This is a genomic window from Achromobacter aegrifaciens (assembly GCF_902859965.1).
Taxonomy (GTDB): Bacteria; Pseudomonadota; Gammaproteobacteria; order Burkholderiales; family Burkholderiaceae_B; genus Achromobacter; species Achromobacter aegrifaciens.
Genome location: NZ_CADIKO010000003.1, coordinates 213,764 through 228,953, shown reverse-complemented (window position 1 = coordinate 228,953; position 15,190 = coordinate 213,764). Strand labels below are relative to the sequence as shown.

Genomic DNA, 15,190 nt, shown 5'->3' with positions numbered 1-15,190 from the left:
CCAGGGGGGAAGCGAGCGCCCTTGCGGGCGCCCCTAGGGCGTCTCGGACAGCGGCAGCTTGACCCGCACGCACAGCCCGCCAGACTCCGCCTCAAGCAGCTCCAGCGAGCCGCCATGGGCCCGTGCGATGGCCTCGGCCAGCGCCAGCCCCAGGCCCACGCTGCCGGTGCGCGTGCGCGCGTCGTCCAGGCGGCTGAACGGGCGCAGCGCTTCCTGGCGCCGTTCCGGCACGATGCCGGAGCCATGGTCGGCCACGTCCAGCACCGCGTGGCGTCCCTCATGCCTCAGACTGACCTGGACCGGCGGCGCGCCGTGGTTCAGCGCATTGCCGATCAGGTTGTCCAGCAGGCGGCCCAGCGCCACGGCGTCCGCCTGCACCACCAGGGTCGCGACGTCGTCGCCGGCCCGCAGGCTGATATCGGTGCCGGCGCCCTGCCAGGCGCCCACGCGCTCGGTCAGCCAGTCGGACAGCAGCATCGAGGCGTAGCGGTAGGCGGCCGGGTCGGTGCCGCGCACGAAGCCGATGAACTGGTCGACCATGTGCTGCATGTCCTGCAGGTCCGCGCGCAGCCCCTCCTTCAGCTTGGAGTCGTCGGCCAGCTCGATGCGCAGCCACATCCGCGACAAGGGACCCTTCAGGTCATGCGGCAGGCCCGACAGCAGCGTGCGGCGCACCGAATCGGATTCGGACAGCGCATCCAGCATGGCGTTGAAGCGTTCTCCCAATACCCGAGTTTCGTGAGGGCCCGAGGGCTCGACCCGTTGCGGCTGCCCTGCCGCCAACCGGTCGGCCGCGTCGGCCAGCCGGGTGATAGGACGCGTGATGTGCCAGGAAAAACCCACCGCCAGCAACAGCAGCAGCCCCAGGCCGCCCAGCCAGGCGGCGATGAACGGCGTCGCGACCGGCGGATCCAGGCGGTCCAGCGGGATGACCAGCCATTCGCGCAGGCGCGGCGCGTCCTCGCTGGCGGGGTTGGGCGCCAGCGAAATGAAGATCTCCGGCGTGGGTCCGCGCGACAGCGCCACGCGCGTGCCGTCGTTCAAACGTTCATTGAGCTGCTGCACCAGCACCCGCAGGTCGCGGCGGATGTCATCCGGTTCAGGCTGATAGCGGCGGCTGTGTTCTTCGCGGTCGCGATCGCGCGCGCGCTCGCCTTCCCTGGCGCTGGCGCGTTCATCGCCATGCTCCTCGTCGCGCACTTCCGGGGGGGGCGGCGCCGGCGGGCCGTGTATCTGCATGTCCGCGGGCGGCGGAGGCGGCGGCTTCGGGGCGGCCTTCGGCGGCGGGCGGCGGCCATTGAAGCGTTGCAGCTTGGCCTCGGCGGGCAGCACCCGCGACCACAGGCGCCACTGGTTCTGCGAGGCGGCGCGCACGAAGTCGGCGCGTTCCTCCGCCGGCACCTGCGACACCGCGGCGCGCAAGGTGCGGATGGTGGTGACGATGTAGCCGATGGCCACGTCTTCCATGAACTTGTGCCGGAAGTACGACACCGTCACCAGCGTGGCCGCCTGCGTCAGCAGGACCGAGCCCAGGATCAGCAGGATGAGCCTTGCCCGCAGCGAACGCGGCACCAGGAAGCCAGGAGAAAAGCGCATCAGGGCGAAAACCGGTAGCCAATGCCCCAGACGGTCTGGATCCAGCGCGGCTGCTTGGGATCGTCTTCGATGACCCGGCGCAGGCGCAGGATGGCGATGTCGATGGCGCGGTCATTGCGTTCGCCCGCGTCGTCGTCGCGCGCCAGCGCCAGCAGGCGTTCGCGCGACAGCGGCTTGCCCGCGTTGCGCACCAGCGCCTCCAGCAGATTGATTTCGCCGCCGGTCAGCTTGACCACCGTGCCTTCGCGCGACAGCTGGCGGGTGGAGGGATCGAACACGAAGGGACCGAACGAGACCGGCGCGTCCTTGGTCAGCGCGGACGGACCGCGCTTGCGGCGCAGCACGGCTTCGATGCGGGCCAGCAGCTCGCGCGGATCGAACGGCTTGCCGACGTAGTCGTCGGCGCCGGCCTCCAGGCCGATGATGCGGTCCACCGCCTCGTCACGCGCGGTCAGCAGGATGACGGGAATGTCCTCGCCCTGCTCGCGCAGGCGGCGGCAGGCGTCTGCGCCGTCGCCGCCGGGCAGCATGCGGTCCAGCACCAGCAGGTCGGGCGCGTAGCGGGTGATGCGGGACGACAGGTCGGTGGCGTCCGGCGCCAGCAGGGTGTCGTAGCCGTGCCGGTTCAGGTAGTCGGCCAGCAATTGCCGTAGGGCCGGATCGTCGTCGACGACCAGCAGCTTGGTGTGTGGATTGTCCATGGATGCCATAGTGCGGCCCGCCGCTACAAGCCGCAAGAGGCGGGAAATCAACTGAAATATACCTGTTGCACGATGTTGAGCGCGTTTACCAGCGCTTTCCCGCCACGGCGCAGCGCCCGATGCGGACTGGCCCTAAAATGGAACCCGGCCCGCCTTCTGTCCGCTTTGCTAAAAAACGTTTACAGGCAAGGCAGCGCTCCCTTTCTACACTGTGCCTATGGTCGCCCCTGCATTCCTCTGGCGAAAACCCTTGTTGCGCGCCGCGCTGGTCGCGGCCTCTGCCTGCCCGATCGCCCCGGCCCTGGGCGATCCGCTTGCGGCGTCCCCCTATATGCCCGCTCCGCCCTCTGCGCGCGGCATCGGCATACTGTCCCCGGTTCAACCCATGCCCGTGCGCCCCGCAGCCTCGATGGCGTCGCGCGCGGTGCCGCTGGATCCGTCCCCTTGCGACATGCAGACCATGGAGCCGGCGCTGGACACCAGCGTACACAGCACGGGCGACACGGACCTGATCCCCGGCACCGGACTGGGACTGTCCGGCGATGCCCAGCCCGCGCCGGTTCCGCAGGATTGCACCGTGCTCGCGACGCCCGAAGACCCTGCGCCGGACTACTCGCTCACCCTCCAGGATGGCGACCTGCCCCGCATACCCGTGGTCATGATCTCTGGCGTGTCGCGCGCTTCCCGGCCCTGGTTCGCCTCCGCCAGCAGCCAGGATGGCCTGCGCTACGGCGGCAACCGCAACTGGGTCTACCGCAATACCTCGGGCCCCTCCGTCGCCGTCGGCAACATCGACGCCAGGGCGCCCGCCTGGGGCAGCGGCGCGCCGGTGGGCGGGCTGCAGATCTCGAACTGGGCCGGATCCGGCGCCACGGCCCCGGAAGGCAGCTTCGGCTATTCCTCGTCGCTGGGCCGCCTGAACCGCATGGACCCGGCCGCCAGTTCCGGGGCCGTGGACTACGGCGACCCGGTAGGCAGCGGCAGCGTGCGCTACGGCCTTACGTCGGCGCTGACCGTGGAGGGCCAGATGCAAAGCGCGCCGTCGCTGACGACGCGCGGCATGGGTACCACCTACGCCGCGGGCGACTATGGAACCTTCCGCGCCGGGGCCACGCAAAGCACCTTCGACGCGGCCAGCGCGTGGCGTTATCGCTTCGACTACAACGTGGCCGTGGCCGACGCCGTCAACCTGGGCTATTCCAACGAGCAGGTCGGCGCGGGCTACGGCGACCTGTCCAGCTACTCGGGCGGCGGGGTTTCGGCGGCGCACACCCGCAACACGCTTTCCGCCGGCGTCCCCATCACCGGCTGGGGCGTGCTCAGCGGCACCTATTCGGGGCTGCGGGAAGGCTCCGAGCTGGCCGAACAGCGCGTGGGCCTGTCGCACAGCATGTTCGTCGCGCCCAAGGTCAAGCTGGCGGTGGGCGCGGACCGCGACATCATTTCCGGCAACTACGAATGGCGCGCCAACCTCAGCATGCCCGTCGATACCTTCATGCGCGGCACCTGGCTGAGCTGGTAGGCAGACCGCGGTCAGGACAGAAATCTCCCTGCCGGAAAAGGTCCGGCGGAATTGCGGCTTAAAATCCCTGCCATGATGCTCCCGGCCTACCCCCATGTCTGACGCGCGCGCCCTCGGCGTGTTGCAGCGCGTTTTCGGTTACGAATCCTTCCGCGGCGACCAGCAAGCCATTGTCGAACAGGTGATCGACGGCGGCGACGCGCTGGTCCTCATGCCCACGGGCGGCGGCAAGTCGCTCTGTTACCAGATTCCGTCCCTGGTCCGCGAAGGCACCGGCATCGTCGTGTCGCCCCTGATCGCGCTGATGCAGGACCAGGTCGACGCCCTGACCGAACTGGGCGTGCGCGCGGCCTTCCTCAACTCCACGCAGGAGTGGCGGGTGGCCCGCGACGTCGAGCAGGCCTTCCTGGCCGGCGAGCTGGACCTGCTGTACGTGGCGCCCGAACGCCTGCTGACCGATCGCTGCCTGCAATTGCTGGAACGCGGCCGCATCGCGCTGTTCGCCATCGACGAGGCCCACTGCGTGTCCCAGTGGGGCCACGACTTCCGCCCTGAATACCTGGGCCTGTCGATGCTGCACGAGCGCTGGCCCGACGTGCCGCGCATCGCGCTCACCGCGACCGCCACCGCCGACACCCGCCGCGAAATCGCCCAGCGCCTGTCGCTGGACGATGCGCGCCACTTCGTTTCCAGCTTCGACCGCCCCAACATCCGCTACCGCATCATCGAAAAGAATGAGGTGCGCAAGCAATTGCTGGAAATGATCCAGACCGATCATGAAGGCGAATCGGGCGTGGTCTATTGCCTGTCGCGCGCCCGCGTGGAAGAGACCGCGGAGTTCCTGTGCAACCAGGGCATCGACGCCATGCCCTATCACGCCGGCCTCAGCGCGCAGGTGCGCGCCGCCAACCAGGCGCGCTTCCTGCGCGAGGACGCCGTGGTCATGGTGGCCACCATCGCCTTCGGCATGGGCATCGACAAGCCCGACGTGCGCTTCGTGGCGCACATCGACCTGCCCAAGTCCGTGGAAGGCTATTACCAGGAAACCGGCCGTGCCGGCCGCGACGGCCTGCCTGCCACGGCCTGGCTGGCCTATGGCCTGCAGGACGTGGTGCAGCAGCGCCGCATGATCGACGAATCGCCGGGCGAAGAGTCCTACCGCCGCCGCCTGGGCCAGCAGCTGGACGCCATGCTGGGGCTGTGCGAAACGGTGGAATGCCGGCGCGTGCGTCTGCTGGCCTACTTCGGCCAGCAGATCACGGCCTGCGGCAATTGCGACGTCTGCCTGGAACCGCCGCAGGCCTGGGACGGCACGGTCGCGGCGCAGAAGGTGCTGTCTGCCGTCTACCGCCTGTGGAAGGAGCGCGGCCAGCGCTATGGCGCCGGCCACATCATCGACATCCTGCGCGGCAAGGTCACCGACCGCACCAAGCAGCACGGCCACGAAACGCTGAGCGTATTCGGCGTGGGCGCGGACCTGAGCGACACCGCCTGGCGCGGCGTGCTGCGCCAATTGCTGGCGCAAGGCCTGCTGACGGTGGACCACGAAGGCTACGGCACGCTGGCCCTGACCGAAGGCAGCCGCGCCGTGCTCAAGGGCGAACGCCAATTGATGCTGCGCCGGGAATCCGAAAAGAAACCGCGCTCGGGCAAGAGCGGCAGCGGCCGGCCCAAGGCGGCAGCCATCGACTTGCCGGCCGAACTGCAACCTGTATTCGAGGCCCTGCGCGCCTGGCGCGGCGAAGTCGCCAAGAGCCACGGGGTGCCGGCCTACGTCATCTTCCACGACGCGACTCTGCGCGAAATCGCCCTGGCCCAGCCCGAATCCATGGACGAGCTGAGCCACATCAGCGGCGTGGGCGCCCGCAAGCTGGAAGCCTACGGCGAAGAAATCCTGCAGCGGGTAGCGAAGCCGGTCTTGTGACGACGGCTCCGGCCGGACTTCCCGGCCGGATCAGCTCGGCGGCGGCAGCAGCGGCACCGGGGCGCGTTCCTTGCCGAACACCGAGCGGTACGCCAGGATATTGAACACCAGCACCACCGGTATGCCCACCACCGCTCCGGCCAGCACCAGACGCATCGAACCCAGCGCGCCCGCGCCGTCCCACAGCGTCATGTCGTCCAGGATCAGGTAGGGGAACAGGCTGTAGGCCAGGCCGCTGAGCATCAGCAGGAACAGCGCCACGCACAGCACGAACGGCAGCCAGCTGAAACGGTCGGCCTTGCCCGGCAACCGCGCCAGCAGCATTTCGGCTGCGACGAAACCCGCCAGCATCAGCACCCAGACCGTCGCCGCCAGGCTCAGGTGGGCGATGTTGCTCCATTTGTAGAAGATACCCGCGTTGGCCAGACCCAGCGTGACCGCGATGGCCACCATGCCCACCGCCGTCCAGCGGATGGCGTGGCGGGCCCAGTTGGCGGCGCGGCGCTGCAGATCGCCGTCCACCCGCATGACCAGCCAGGACGCGCCCAGCAGCACATAGGCCGCCACCGCGCACAGGCCGACGAACATGGAGAACCAGCCGTAGCCGGCATCGGACTGGTAGCCGGTGGCGATGCGGCCCAGCAGCATGCCCTGGCCGAAAGCGGTGATCAGCGACCCCGCCCAGAAGCCGAAGATCCAGCGCGGCTTCATTTCGTTGCGCGCGCGGATGCGGAACTCGAACGAGACGCTGCGCAGCACCACGCCCAGCACCATGCAGGTGAGCGGTCCGTAGAGCTTGCCCAGCACCGCGCCCCAGGCGAACGGGAACGCCGCCGCGAACAGGCCCATGCCCAGCAGCAGCCAGAATTCATTGGCGTCGCGCCACGGGCTCAGCAGGCTCATCATGCGGCCGCGCTCGTGTTCCGGCGCCAGTTGCAGCAGGATGCCCACGCCCAGGTCGAAACCGTCCAGCACCATGCCCGCGGCAATCACCACGAACAGCAGCGCCATGAAGGCCAGCGGCATCCAGAAAGAGGGATCGTCGGGGTTGAGGCCCTGGGAGGCGGCCAGCATGGCGATCATGGCGTACCTCCAGCCAGTTTGCGCACGGGCACGACGCCATAGCGCGCCGCGTGGAACAGCATGCCGACGAACGCCGCAAGCAGCAACAGGTACAGCACGCCATAGCCGATCAACCCGTACAGCACGGTGCTGGACGCCACGATGCCCAGCACCTCGGACTGCGTGACGGTGCCATTCACCGCGAACGGCTGCAAGCCCAGGATGGATACCCACCACCCGGCCACGACGGCGATGGCGCCGGAGAACATCATGCCGCACAGCACCCGCTGCCACCACGGCGGCAGCGTGGACGGGTCCAGCCCGCGCCGGAACGTCCACAGGAAGGTCACGCAGGCCACGGCCAGCATCAGCAAGCCCAGCCCTGCCGCCACGCGCAACGACCAGAAGGTCAGCGCCACCGGCGGCAACATGCCCGAATACTTGTCCAGGCCGCGGTAGGTGCCGTCCTGGTTGCGGTGCAGCCACATCCCACCCATGTTGCGCAGGGTCACGTCGGCAACGTTGGTATGGGCGCGTGCATCGGGCCAGGCGAACAGCACCAGTTGCGGCTCTGCACCGCTTTCCCAATAGCCCGCGGCGGCAGCGGCCTTGGCGGGCTGCAGCTTGGCAATCATCTGCCCGGCGCCGGTCGCGACCGGCAACTGCATGAAAGCCCCCACCACGGCGACCACCAGCGCGGTCTTGAACGCGTTGCGCTCGCCGTCGCCCAGCGGACGCCGCAGGGCCTGCAGCGCCGTCACGCCCATCATCAGGAACGCGGCGGCCAGCGCCGCGCCCACCATCACCACCGCCATGCGCCAGCCCACGGAGGGATTCAGCACCACGGCCATCCAGTCATAGACCTGATAGCGTCCATCGACCAGCAGCGCGCCGTCCGGCGTCTGCATCCAGGATTGCAGCGCTAGCACCCAGAACACCGCCACCAGTTGCCCCACCGCCACCATCAGCACGGCCAGCGTGTGGGCGCCGTCCGACACACGGCGTTGGCCGAACAGCATGACGCCCAGGAAACAGGATTTGAGGATGAAGACCGAGAGAATGGCGTAGCCAAGCAAGGGGCCTGCCACGTTGCCGATCTTGTCCATCAGGCCGGCCCACAGGCTGCCCAGCTGGATCAGCACCGGCACGCTGGCCGCCAGCGTCAACACGAAGGCCAGGGCGAATATCCGCACCCAGAAGCGGTACGCGGCGGTCCAGCCGCCCTGGCCGGACCAGCGCGCCCTGATCTTGAAGAACAGCAGTACCCAGGCGAGCGCCAGGGAGAAGGCCAGGAAAAACGCCAGAAAGCTCAGGCTGGCCACGAACTGCGTGCGGGCCAGGGATAACGTGGATATGTCCATGATGGCCCGTAGTGTAGAGCCAGTTACATGACTGTGGGGACAGTTTGAAACCGGTTGCACCGGCAGCAAAAAGGCCCCGCCTGCGGAACGTGGCAAAATTGACTCTTTGTCGCTGCTTTTTCCTATTCTTTCAAGAATGACCTCCGCCACGACGCCGACCCCTGCCGCATCAAATTTCCTGCTCAACATCGTTCAAGACGACCTCGAAGCCCAGCGCTTCGCAGGCAAGCGTTGGGCGGGCAAGCCTGGCCCGGCGGCCTTGCAACAACAAGGCGGACTGGATTCGGCCCGCATCCGCACGCGCTTCCCGCCGGAGCCCAACGGCTACCTGCACCTCGGCCACGCCAAGAGCATCTGCGTGAACTTCGGGCTGGCCCGCGATTTCGGCGGCGTCTGCCATCTGCGCTTTGACGACACCAATCCGGAAAAGGAAGACCAGGAATACGTCGACGCCATCATCGAGGCCGTGCACTGGCTGGGCTTCGACTGGAAGGCCGACGGCAATGACAACCTGTACTTCGCCAGCGACTACTTCGGCTACATGTACGAGTTCGCCGAGGCCTTGGTCGAGGCCGGCCACGCCTACGTCGACGAGCAAAGCCCCGAAGAGATCCGCGCCAACCGCGGCACGCTGACCGAACCCGGCACCGACTCGCCCTGGCGCAACCGCCCGGCCGCCGAGTCGCTGACGCTGCTGCGCGAAATGCGCGACGGCAAGCATCCGGACGGCAGCCTGGTGCTGCGCGCGAAGATCAACATGGCTTCGCCCAACATCAACCTGCGCGACCCGGTCATGTACCGCGTGCGCCACGCCCACCATCACCGCACCGGCGACCAGTGGTGCATCTACCCGATGTACAGCTGGGCGCACCCGGTCGAAGACGCGCTGGAAGGCATCACGCATAGCGTCTGCACGCTGGAATTCGAAGACCAGCGTCCGTTCTACGATTGGATCCTGGCGCGCCTGGCCGAACTCGGCAAGCTGGCGCAGCCGCTGCCCCACCAGTACGAATTCGCACGCCTGAACGTGAGCTACGTCGTCACCAGCAAGCGCAAGCTGCTGCAACTGGTGCGCGAAGGCCACGTGGACGGCTGGGACGATCCCCGCATGCCGACCATCTTCGGCCTGCGCCGGCGCGGCTACACGCCCTCCTCGATCCGACTGTTCTGCGACCGCACCGCCGTGTCCAAGTCCGACTCGCGCATCGACTACAGCCTGCTGGAGCAGGCAGTGCGCGACGACCTGGACCCGGTCGCCCCGCGCTCGGTGGCCGTGCTGGACCCGCTCAAGCTGGTCATCACTAACTACCCGGAAGGCCAGACCGAGATCTGCACCGCGCCGCGCAACCCGCACGATCCCGAAGCCGGCGTGCGCGAGTTCCCGCTGTCGCGCGAACTCTGGATCGAACGCGACGACTTCCGCGAAGAAGCGCCCAAGAAGTACTTCCGCCTGTTCCCGGGCAATACCGTGCGCCTGAAATACGGCTACGTGGTGCGCTGCACCGGCTTCACCAAGAACGAAGCCGGCGAGGTCATCGAGGTCCAGGCCGAATACCTGCCGGAAACCAAGAGCGGCACGCCGGGCGCCGACAGCGTCAAGGTCAAGGGCAACATCACCTGGGTCAGCGCGGCCCATGCGGTGCCCGCCCAGATCCACCTGTACGACCGCCTGTTCGCCGACGCGCGTCCGGACGGCGGCGACAAGGATTTCCTGGCCTGCCTGAACCCGAACTCCAAGCTGACCGTCACGGCCTGGCTGGAGCCGGGCACCGTCGCCACGCCGGGCGCCACCTGGCAGTTCGAACGCCTGGGCTACTTCACGGCCGACCTGAAGGAATCCAGCCCCGAAGCGCCGGTGCTCAACCGCATCGTGACCCTGCGCGACTCCTGGGCGCAAGGCTGACGCGCCGCGCGCGCATTGCCGGAAATAGGCGCCGAAAGGCGCCTTTTTCTTTGGGTCCGCCCCCTGCGCATGCGGCCCCTGGGCGGGTTATCATCCCCCGAACCCCGCAGCCGGTCGAGCCCGCCGTTTCCCGGCCCCAAGACCGCCAGCCACAATCAAGATGAACACTGAATCCCTAGCCCTGGACTTCAAAAGCGCCACCCTCTATGCCATCCGGGTGGTCCTGCACAGCGCCGACCCCGAACGCCTGAACGCCGCCCTGGCCAAGCGCATGGCCGATGCCGGCAGCTTCTTCGAAAACGAACCCGTGGTCGTCGACGCCAGCCGCGTCGAGGAAAAAATCGATTGGACCGCCCTGGTGGCGGCATTGCGCGGCCATAACCTGCCTCCCATCGGCGTGGTCGCCGAAGGCGCCAATCTGGAATCCGCGCGCGCGGCGGGCCTCACTCCGGTTGAACTGTCCACGCCCGCGGCCCGGCCCGCGCCAGTGATCGACACCGCGCCGCCCAACGACGTCTCCACGCCGGTGCCTTCTGTGCCGGCCGCCGCGATCGAAACCGCGGCAGCTCCCACCGAAGCAGCCGCCGAACCGGAAGCGCCCGCCGACAAACCCGCGGGCGAACCGCTGCCCGCGCGCGCAGCCAGCAACACCACCTCGGCCTCCAGTCCCACGCCCGCCGCGCCGCACTCGTCATCGGCGCTGGTCATTACCAAGCCGCTGCGTTCCGGCCAGCGCGTCTACGCGCGCCACACGGACCTGGTGGTGATCGGCATGGTGAGCCAGGGCGCCGAAGTCATTGCCGACGGCAACATCCACGTCTACGGCCCGTTGCGCGGCAAGGCCATGGCCGGCGCACGCGGCGATACCTCCGCGCGCATTTTCACGACCCACCTGGACGCCGAGCTGCTGGCCGTGGCCGGCGTGTACCGCGTGGTCGAGGACAAGCTGGACCGCACGCTGCAGAACCAGCCCGCGCTGGTCCGCCTGGACGGCGACACGCTGCGCATCGAAGCCCTCAAGGCTTGATATCCGGAATCTGGCCGCCAGCGGCGGCCAATGCGCACGCGCAGACACCCGCGCAAATTTCAACACATCCTGTAAGAAGCCTTACAAGGGCTTTTTGCTTTACGATAACGCGATTTATTCGAACATAAGGGTTTGATCGTCATGACACGCATTGTTGTGGTGACTTCCGGCAAAGGCGGCGTGGGCAAAACCACGACCAGCGCCAGTTTTTCTGCGGGACTCGCGATGCGGGGCCACAAGACCGCTGTCATCGACTTCGATGTCGGCCTGCGCAACCTCGACCTGATCATGGGCTGCGAACGTCGCGTCGTGTACGACTTCGTCAACGTGATCCAGGGCGAAGCCACGCTCAACCAGGCTCTCATCAAGGACAAGCAGCTCGAAAACCTGTTCATCCTGCCCGCCTCGCAGACGCGCGACAAAGACGCGCTGACGCAGGAAGGCGTGGAAAAGGTCATCAATGACCTCAAGGGCATGGGCTTTGACTACATCGTCTGCGACTCGCCCGCCGGCATCGAAACGGGCGCGCTGATGGCCGCCTATTTCGCCGACGACGCGCTGGTCGTGACCAACCCGGAAGTCTCGTCGGTGCGCGACTCCGACCGCATCCTGGGCATCCTCGCCGCCAAGTCCAAGCGCGCCGTGGAAGGCGATGAACCGGTCAAGGAATACCTGCTGCTGACGCGCTACAGCCCCAAGCGCGTGGTCGACGGCGAAATGCTGTCGCTGGGCGACATCGAGGACATCCTGCGCATCAAGCTGATCGGCGTGATCCCCGAATCCGAAGCGGTGCTGCAAGCGTCGAACCAGGGCCTGCCGGCCATCCACCTCAGAGACACCGACGTTTCCGAAGCCTACAAGGACGTCGTGGCCCGTTACCTTGGCGAAGACAAGGCCCTGCGCTTTACCGACTATGAAAAGCCCGGTTTCCTGAAACGCCTGTTCGGAGGCAAGTAAGCAATGTCCTTCCTGTCGTTTCTGCTTGGTCAAAAGAAGACCTCCGCATCCGTCGCCAAGGAACGGTTGCAGATCATCCTGGCCCACGAGCGGGGCCGCGGCGACTCGCCCGATTACCTGCCGCAGTTGCAGCAGGAGCTTATCGCCGTCATTTCGAAATACGTGAAGATCAACCCCGAGGACATCAAGGTGCACCTGGAACGCCAGGACACCCTGGAGGTCCTGGAGGTCAAGATCGAAATGCCGCAGAACGAGACCTGATGCGGCTGTGTGCGCGCCCCTGGCGCGCATCACAATCAAAAAAATGCCCGGCGATGCCGGGCATTTGCTTTGGGGCGACGGACGCTTAGCGCTTGCCGACCTGATCGCCGATGACGCCGCCGATCGCCGCTCCGCCCACCGTTCCGAGGATGCCGCCGTTGGTGATCACAGCGCCTGCCACGCCGCCCAGCGCAGCGCCGCCGACGGCGCTCTTCTGGCGATGGCTCATGCCGTCCCACGAAGAGCACCCAGCCATGGCGGCGGTCATCGCCAGCGCGACACAGATTTTGGAGAGAGATGCGATTTTCATATTTGTGGTTCCTATTCTCGTACCCGGGAGCCGCGCATGAAACTGGATGCGAGCGCGCGGCGCCCATAAGGGCCTGGAACCTTCAGGATCGCAAAATATTCTTGCCCTGGCTGTGAAGTTTGCCCATGAATTGTGTCAAAGGGCGAGTTAATCTTTGCGCGCCCCAGGGACATTGTTGCAGCGCGCGGCCGCTATTTGACCAGACGTAACACCTCGCGGAAGCGCGGGTGTTCACAAGTGCGCATCCACTCGAATATCGCCATCTCGGACGTGACGATTTCAGCGCCATGCGCACGCGCGCGGCGCAACGCCGCGTGATGATCGGCCGGCTTGCGCGAGCCCGCCGCATCCGCCACCAGCACCGCGTGGTAGCCCAGGTCAATCAAGCCGATCACGGTTTGCAGCACGCAGATGTGCGCCTCGCAGCCCGCCACCAGGATGGTCTTGCGCGCGGCCGGCAACCAGGCCTCAAAGCCCGGCTCCAGCGCCGAAGAGAAGTGCATTTTCTGGAAGGCGCTCTGGACTTGCTCGCGCAGCGGCTCCACGGTGGTCCCCAGCATCTTGGCGTGGTGCTCGGTAGCCACCACCGGCACGTCCAGCAGTCGCGCAGCCTGCGCGAGCTTGTGCGCGGCGTGAAGCACCGCCTCGTTGTCATGGATGACGGGCATCAGGCGCCCCTGCATGTCGACGATCAGCAGGGTGGAATCGGTAGCGGACAACAACATTGCGCGGTGCTCCTGGAAGATGTCCTCAAGGCAGGCTCACGCAGAACGAAGCCTTGAACAGCCCTTAGCATACCTCCGGCAAAAAAAATCCCGGCGCGAGGCCGGGATCGTTTTCAGGCGCCGATTACTTCAGGGCCTTGTAGCGCAGGCGCTTGGGCTTGGCGCCCTCTTCGCCCAGGCGGCGCTTCTTGTCGGCTTCATATTCCTGGTAGTTGCCATCGAAGAACACGACTTGCGAGTCGCCTTCGAAGGCCAGGATGTGCGTGGCGATCCGGTCCAGGAACCAGCGATCGTGGCTGATGACCATGACGCTGCCGGGGAACTCCAGCAATGCATCTTCCAGCGCGCGCAGCGTTTCGACGTCGAGGTCGTTGGACGGTTCGTCCAGCAGCAGCACGTTGCCGCCGGCGATCAGCGTCTTGGCCATGTGCAGGCGGCCGCGTTCACCGCCGGACAGCTGGCCCACGACCTTGTTCTGGTCGCCGCCCTTGAAGTTGAAGCGGCCCAGATAGGCGCGCGACGACATTTCGAACTTGCCCACCGTGAGCAGGTCGGCGCCGTCGGCCACCGCGTCGAACACGGTCTTCTTGTCTTCCAGCGCATCGCGCGACTGGTCGACATAGGCCAGCTTGACGGTCTGGCCGATGTTGACCTCGCCCGAATCCGGCTGCTCGCGGCCCGCGATCATGCGGAACAGCGTGGACTTACCGGCGCCGTTGGCGCCGATGATGCCGACGATGGCGCCGGGCGGCACCTTGAAGCTGAGGTTGTCGATCAGCAGGCGGTCGCCATAGGCCTTGCTGACGTTGTTGAATTCGATGACCTCGTTGCCCAGGCGCTCGCCCACGGGAATGAAGATTTCCTGGGTTTCATTGCGCTTCTGGTATTCGTAGGACGACAGTTCCTCGAAGCGGGCCAGACGCGCCTTGGCCTTGGCCTGGCGGCCCTTCGGGTTCTGGCGCACCCACTCCAGTTCCTTCTTGATGGTCTTCTGGCGGGCGGACTCCGACGCCTCTTCCTGCTTCAGGCGATCTTCCTTCTGCTCCAGCCACGAGCTGTAGTTGCCCTTCCAGGGAATGCCATAACCGCGGTCCAGTTCCAGGATCCATTCGGCCGCGTTGTCCAGGAAGTAGCGATCGTGGGTCACGCCCACCACGGTGCCGGGGAACTTGTGCAGGAACTGCTCCAGCCACTCCACGCTTTCGGCGTCCAGGTGGTTGGTGGGTTCGTCCAGCAGCAGCATGTCGGGTTTGGACAGCAACAGGCGGCACAGCGCCACCCGGCGCTTTTCACCGCCGGACAGCTTGCCGACGATGGCGTCCCAGGGCGGCAGGCGCAGCGCGTCGGCAGCGATTTCCATCTGGTGTTCGATGTCGTCGGCGCCGCTGGAGGCGGCGGCGGCGATGATGGCCTCAAGCTCGGCCTGCTCGGCGGCCAGCGCGTCGAAATCCGCATCCGGCTCGGCGTAGGCGGCATAGACCTCGTCCAGGCGCTTCTTGGCCGAGACGACGGCGCCCAGGCCCTCTTCCACCGACTGGCGCACCGTGTGCTCGGGGTTGAGTTGCGGTTCCTGCGGCAGGTAGCCGATGTTCAGGCCCGGCATGGGGATGGCTTCGCCTTCGATTTCCTTATCGACGCCGGCCATGATCTTCAGCAGCGTCGACTTGCCCGAGCCGTTCAGGCCCAGCACGCCGATCTTGGCGCCAGGAAAAAACGAAAGCGAAATGTCGCGCAGGATCTGCCGCTTGGGCGGCACGATCTTGCCGACGCGGTTCATGGTGTAGACGTATTGGGCCATGGGCTCGTATAGGAGATATAGCTGATGAACCGTCGATTGTAGG

General features: G+C 66.7%; 13 protein-coding genes. 6 read left to right on the top strand and 7 right to left on the bottom strand.

Annotated elements, in window-relative coordinates; genetic code table 11:
* Positions 1 to 33: 33 nt before the first annotated feature.
* Both HV793_RS20040 and HV793_RS20035 read right to left on the bottom strand, forming a co-directional pair.
* Complete coding sequence (locus HV793_RS20040) at positions 34 to 1,596, bottom strand: sensor histidine kinase (protein WP_054457343.1); 1,563 nt, start codon at positions 1,594 to 1,596, stop codon at positions 34 to 36.
* Positions 1,596 to 2,297: a response regulator gene (locus HV793_RS20035; protein ID WP_054457345.1), complete on the bottom strand. Its 702-nt coding sequence runs from the start codon at positions 2,295 to 2,297 to the stop codon at positions 1,596 to 1,598. The genes HV793_RS20040 and HV793_RS20035 overlap by 1 nt, the downstream gene beginning before the upstream one ends.
* Before the next feature lie 253 nt (positions 2,298 to 2,550).
* Here HV793_RS20035 and HV793_RS20030 point away from each other — a divergent pair, with 253 nt between their 5' ends.
* Together HV793_RS20030 and recQ are read left to right on the top strand one after the other, a co-directional pair.
* Complete coding sequence (locus tag HV793_RS20030) at positions 2,551 to 3,819, top strand: fimbria/pilus outer membrane usher protein (protein WP_425321812.1); 1,269 nt, start codon at positions 2,551 to 2,553, stop codon at positions 3,817 to 3,819.
* Between the two features lie 94 nt (positions 3,820 to 3,913).
* Positions 3,914 to 5,743, top strand: coding sequence for a DNA helicase RecQ (recQ, locus tag HV793_RS20025; protein WP_054457350.1), 1,830 nt, complete (start codon positions 3,914 to 3,916; stop codon positions 5,741 to 5,743).
* A 30-nt stretch (positions 5,744 to 5,773) separates the two neighbouring features.
* Here the strand turns inward: recQ and HV793_RS20020 are convergent, their stop codons facing one another.
* Both HV793_RS20020 and HV793_RS20015 read right to left on the bottom strand, forming a co-directional pair.
* Positions 5,774 to 6,826, bottom strand: coding sequence for a cytochrome d ubiquinol oxidase subunit II (locus HV793_RS20020; protein WP_054457351.1), 1,053 nt, complete (start codon positions 6,824 to 6,826; stop codon positions 5,774 to 5,776).
* Positions 6,823 to 8,166 (bottom strand): cytochrome ubiquinol oxidase subunit I, encoded by a 1,344-nt coding sequence (locus HV793_RS20015; protein WP_054457356.1) that lies wholly within the window; start codon positions 8,164 to 8,166, stop codon positions 6,823 to 6,825. Before HV793_RS20015 ends, HV793_RS20020 begins: the two co-directional genes overlap by 4 nt.
* A 136-nt stretch (positions 8,167 to 8,302) precedes the next feature.
* Between HV793_RS20015 and HV793_RS20010 the strand changes: the two genes are divergently transcribed.
* From HV793_RS20010 to minE, 4 genes are all read left to right on the top strand, one after another.
* Positions 8,303 to 10,069 carry a glutamine--tRNA ligase/YqeY domain fusion protein gene (locus HV793_RS20010; RefSeq protein WP_054457358.1) on the top strand — a complete coding sequence of 589 codons (1,767 nt, stop codon included), beginning with the start codon at positions 8,303 to 8,305 and terminating at the stop codon, positions 10,067 to 10,069.
* A 160-nt stretch (positions 10,070 to 10,229) separates the two neighbouring features.
* A complete protein-coding gene (minC, locus tag HV793_RS20005; RefSeq protein ID WP_054457360.1) occupies positions 10,230 to 11,096 on the top strand; it encodes a septum site-determining protein MinC in 867 nt (288 codons plus the stop codon).
* 141 nt (positions 11,097 to 11,237) lie between these two features.
* Positions 11,238 to 12,053, top strand: a complete 816-nt coding sequence (minD, locus tag HV793_RS20000; protein WP_041652327.1) for a septum site-determining protein MinD — start codon at positions 11,238 to 11,240, stop codon at positions 12,051 to 12,053.
* 3 nt (positions 12,054 to 12,056) lie between these two features.
* Positions 12,057 to 12,314, top strand: a complete 258-nt coding sequence (minE, locus tag HV793_RS19995) for a cell division topological specificity factor MinE (RefSeq protein WP_006217654.1) — start codon at positions 12,057 to 12,059, stop codon at positions 12,312 to 12,314.
* Between the two features lie 85 nt (positions 12,315 to 12,399).
* On the opposite strand, the gene HV793_RS19990 is transcribed toward minE, so the two are convergent.
* The 3 genes from HV793_RS19990 to ettA all read right to left on the bottom strand — a co-directional run bounded on the left by HV793_RS19990 (position 12,400) and on the right by ettA (position 15,147).
* Positions 12,400 to 12,624 carry a YMGG-like glycine zipper-containing protein gene (locus HV793_RS19990; RefSeq protein WP_042796532.1) on the bottom strand — a complete coding sequence of 75 codons (225 nt, stop codon included), beginning with the start codon at positions 12,622 to 12,624 and terminating at the stop codon, positions 12,400 to 12,402.
* A 191-nt stretch (positions 12,625 to 12,815) separates the two neighbouring features.
* Entirely contained in the window at positions 12,816 to 13,349 is a 534-nt protein-coding gene (locus HV793_RS19985; protein ID WP_119449698.1) for an isochorismatase family protein, read from the bottom strand.
* Positions 13,350 to 13,473: 124 nt separating this feature from the next.
* Entirely contained in the window at positions 13,474 to 15,147 is a 1,674-nt protein-coding gene (gene ettA / locus HV793_RS19980) for an energy-dependent translational throttle protein EttA (RefSeq protein WP_054457363.1), read from the bottom strand.
* Positions 15,148 to 15,190: the final 43 nt, after the last annotated feature.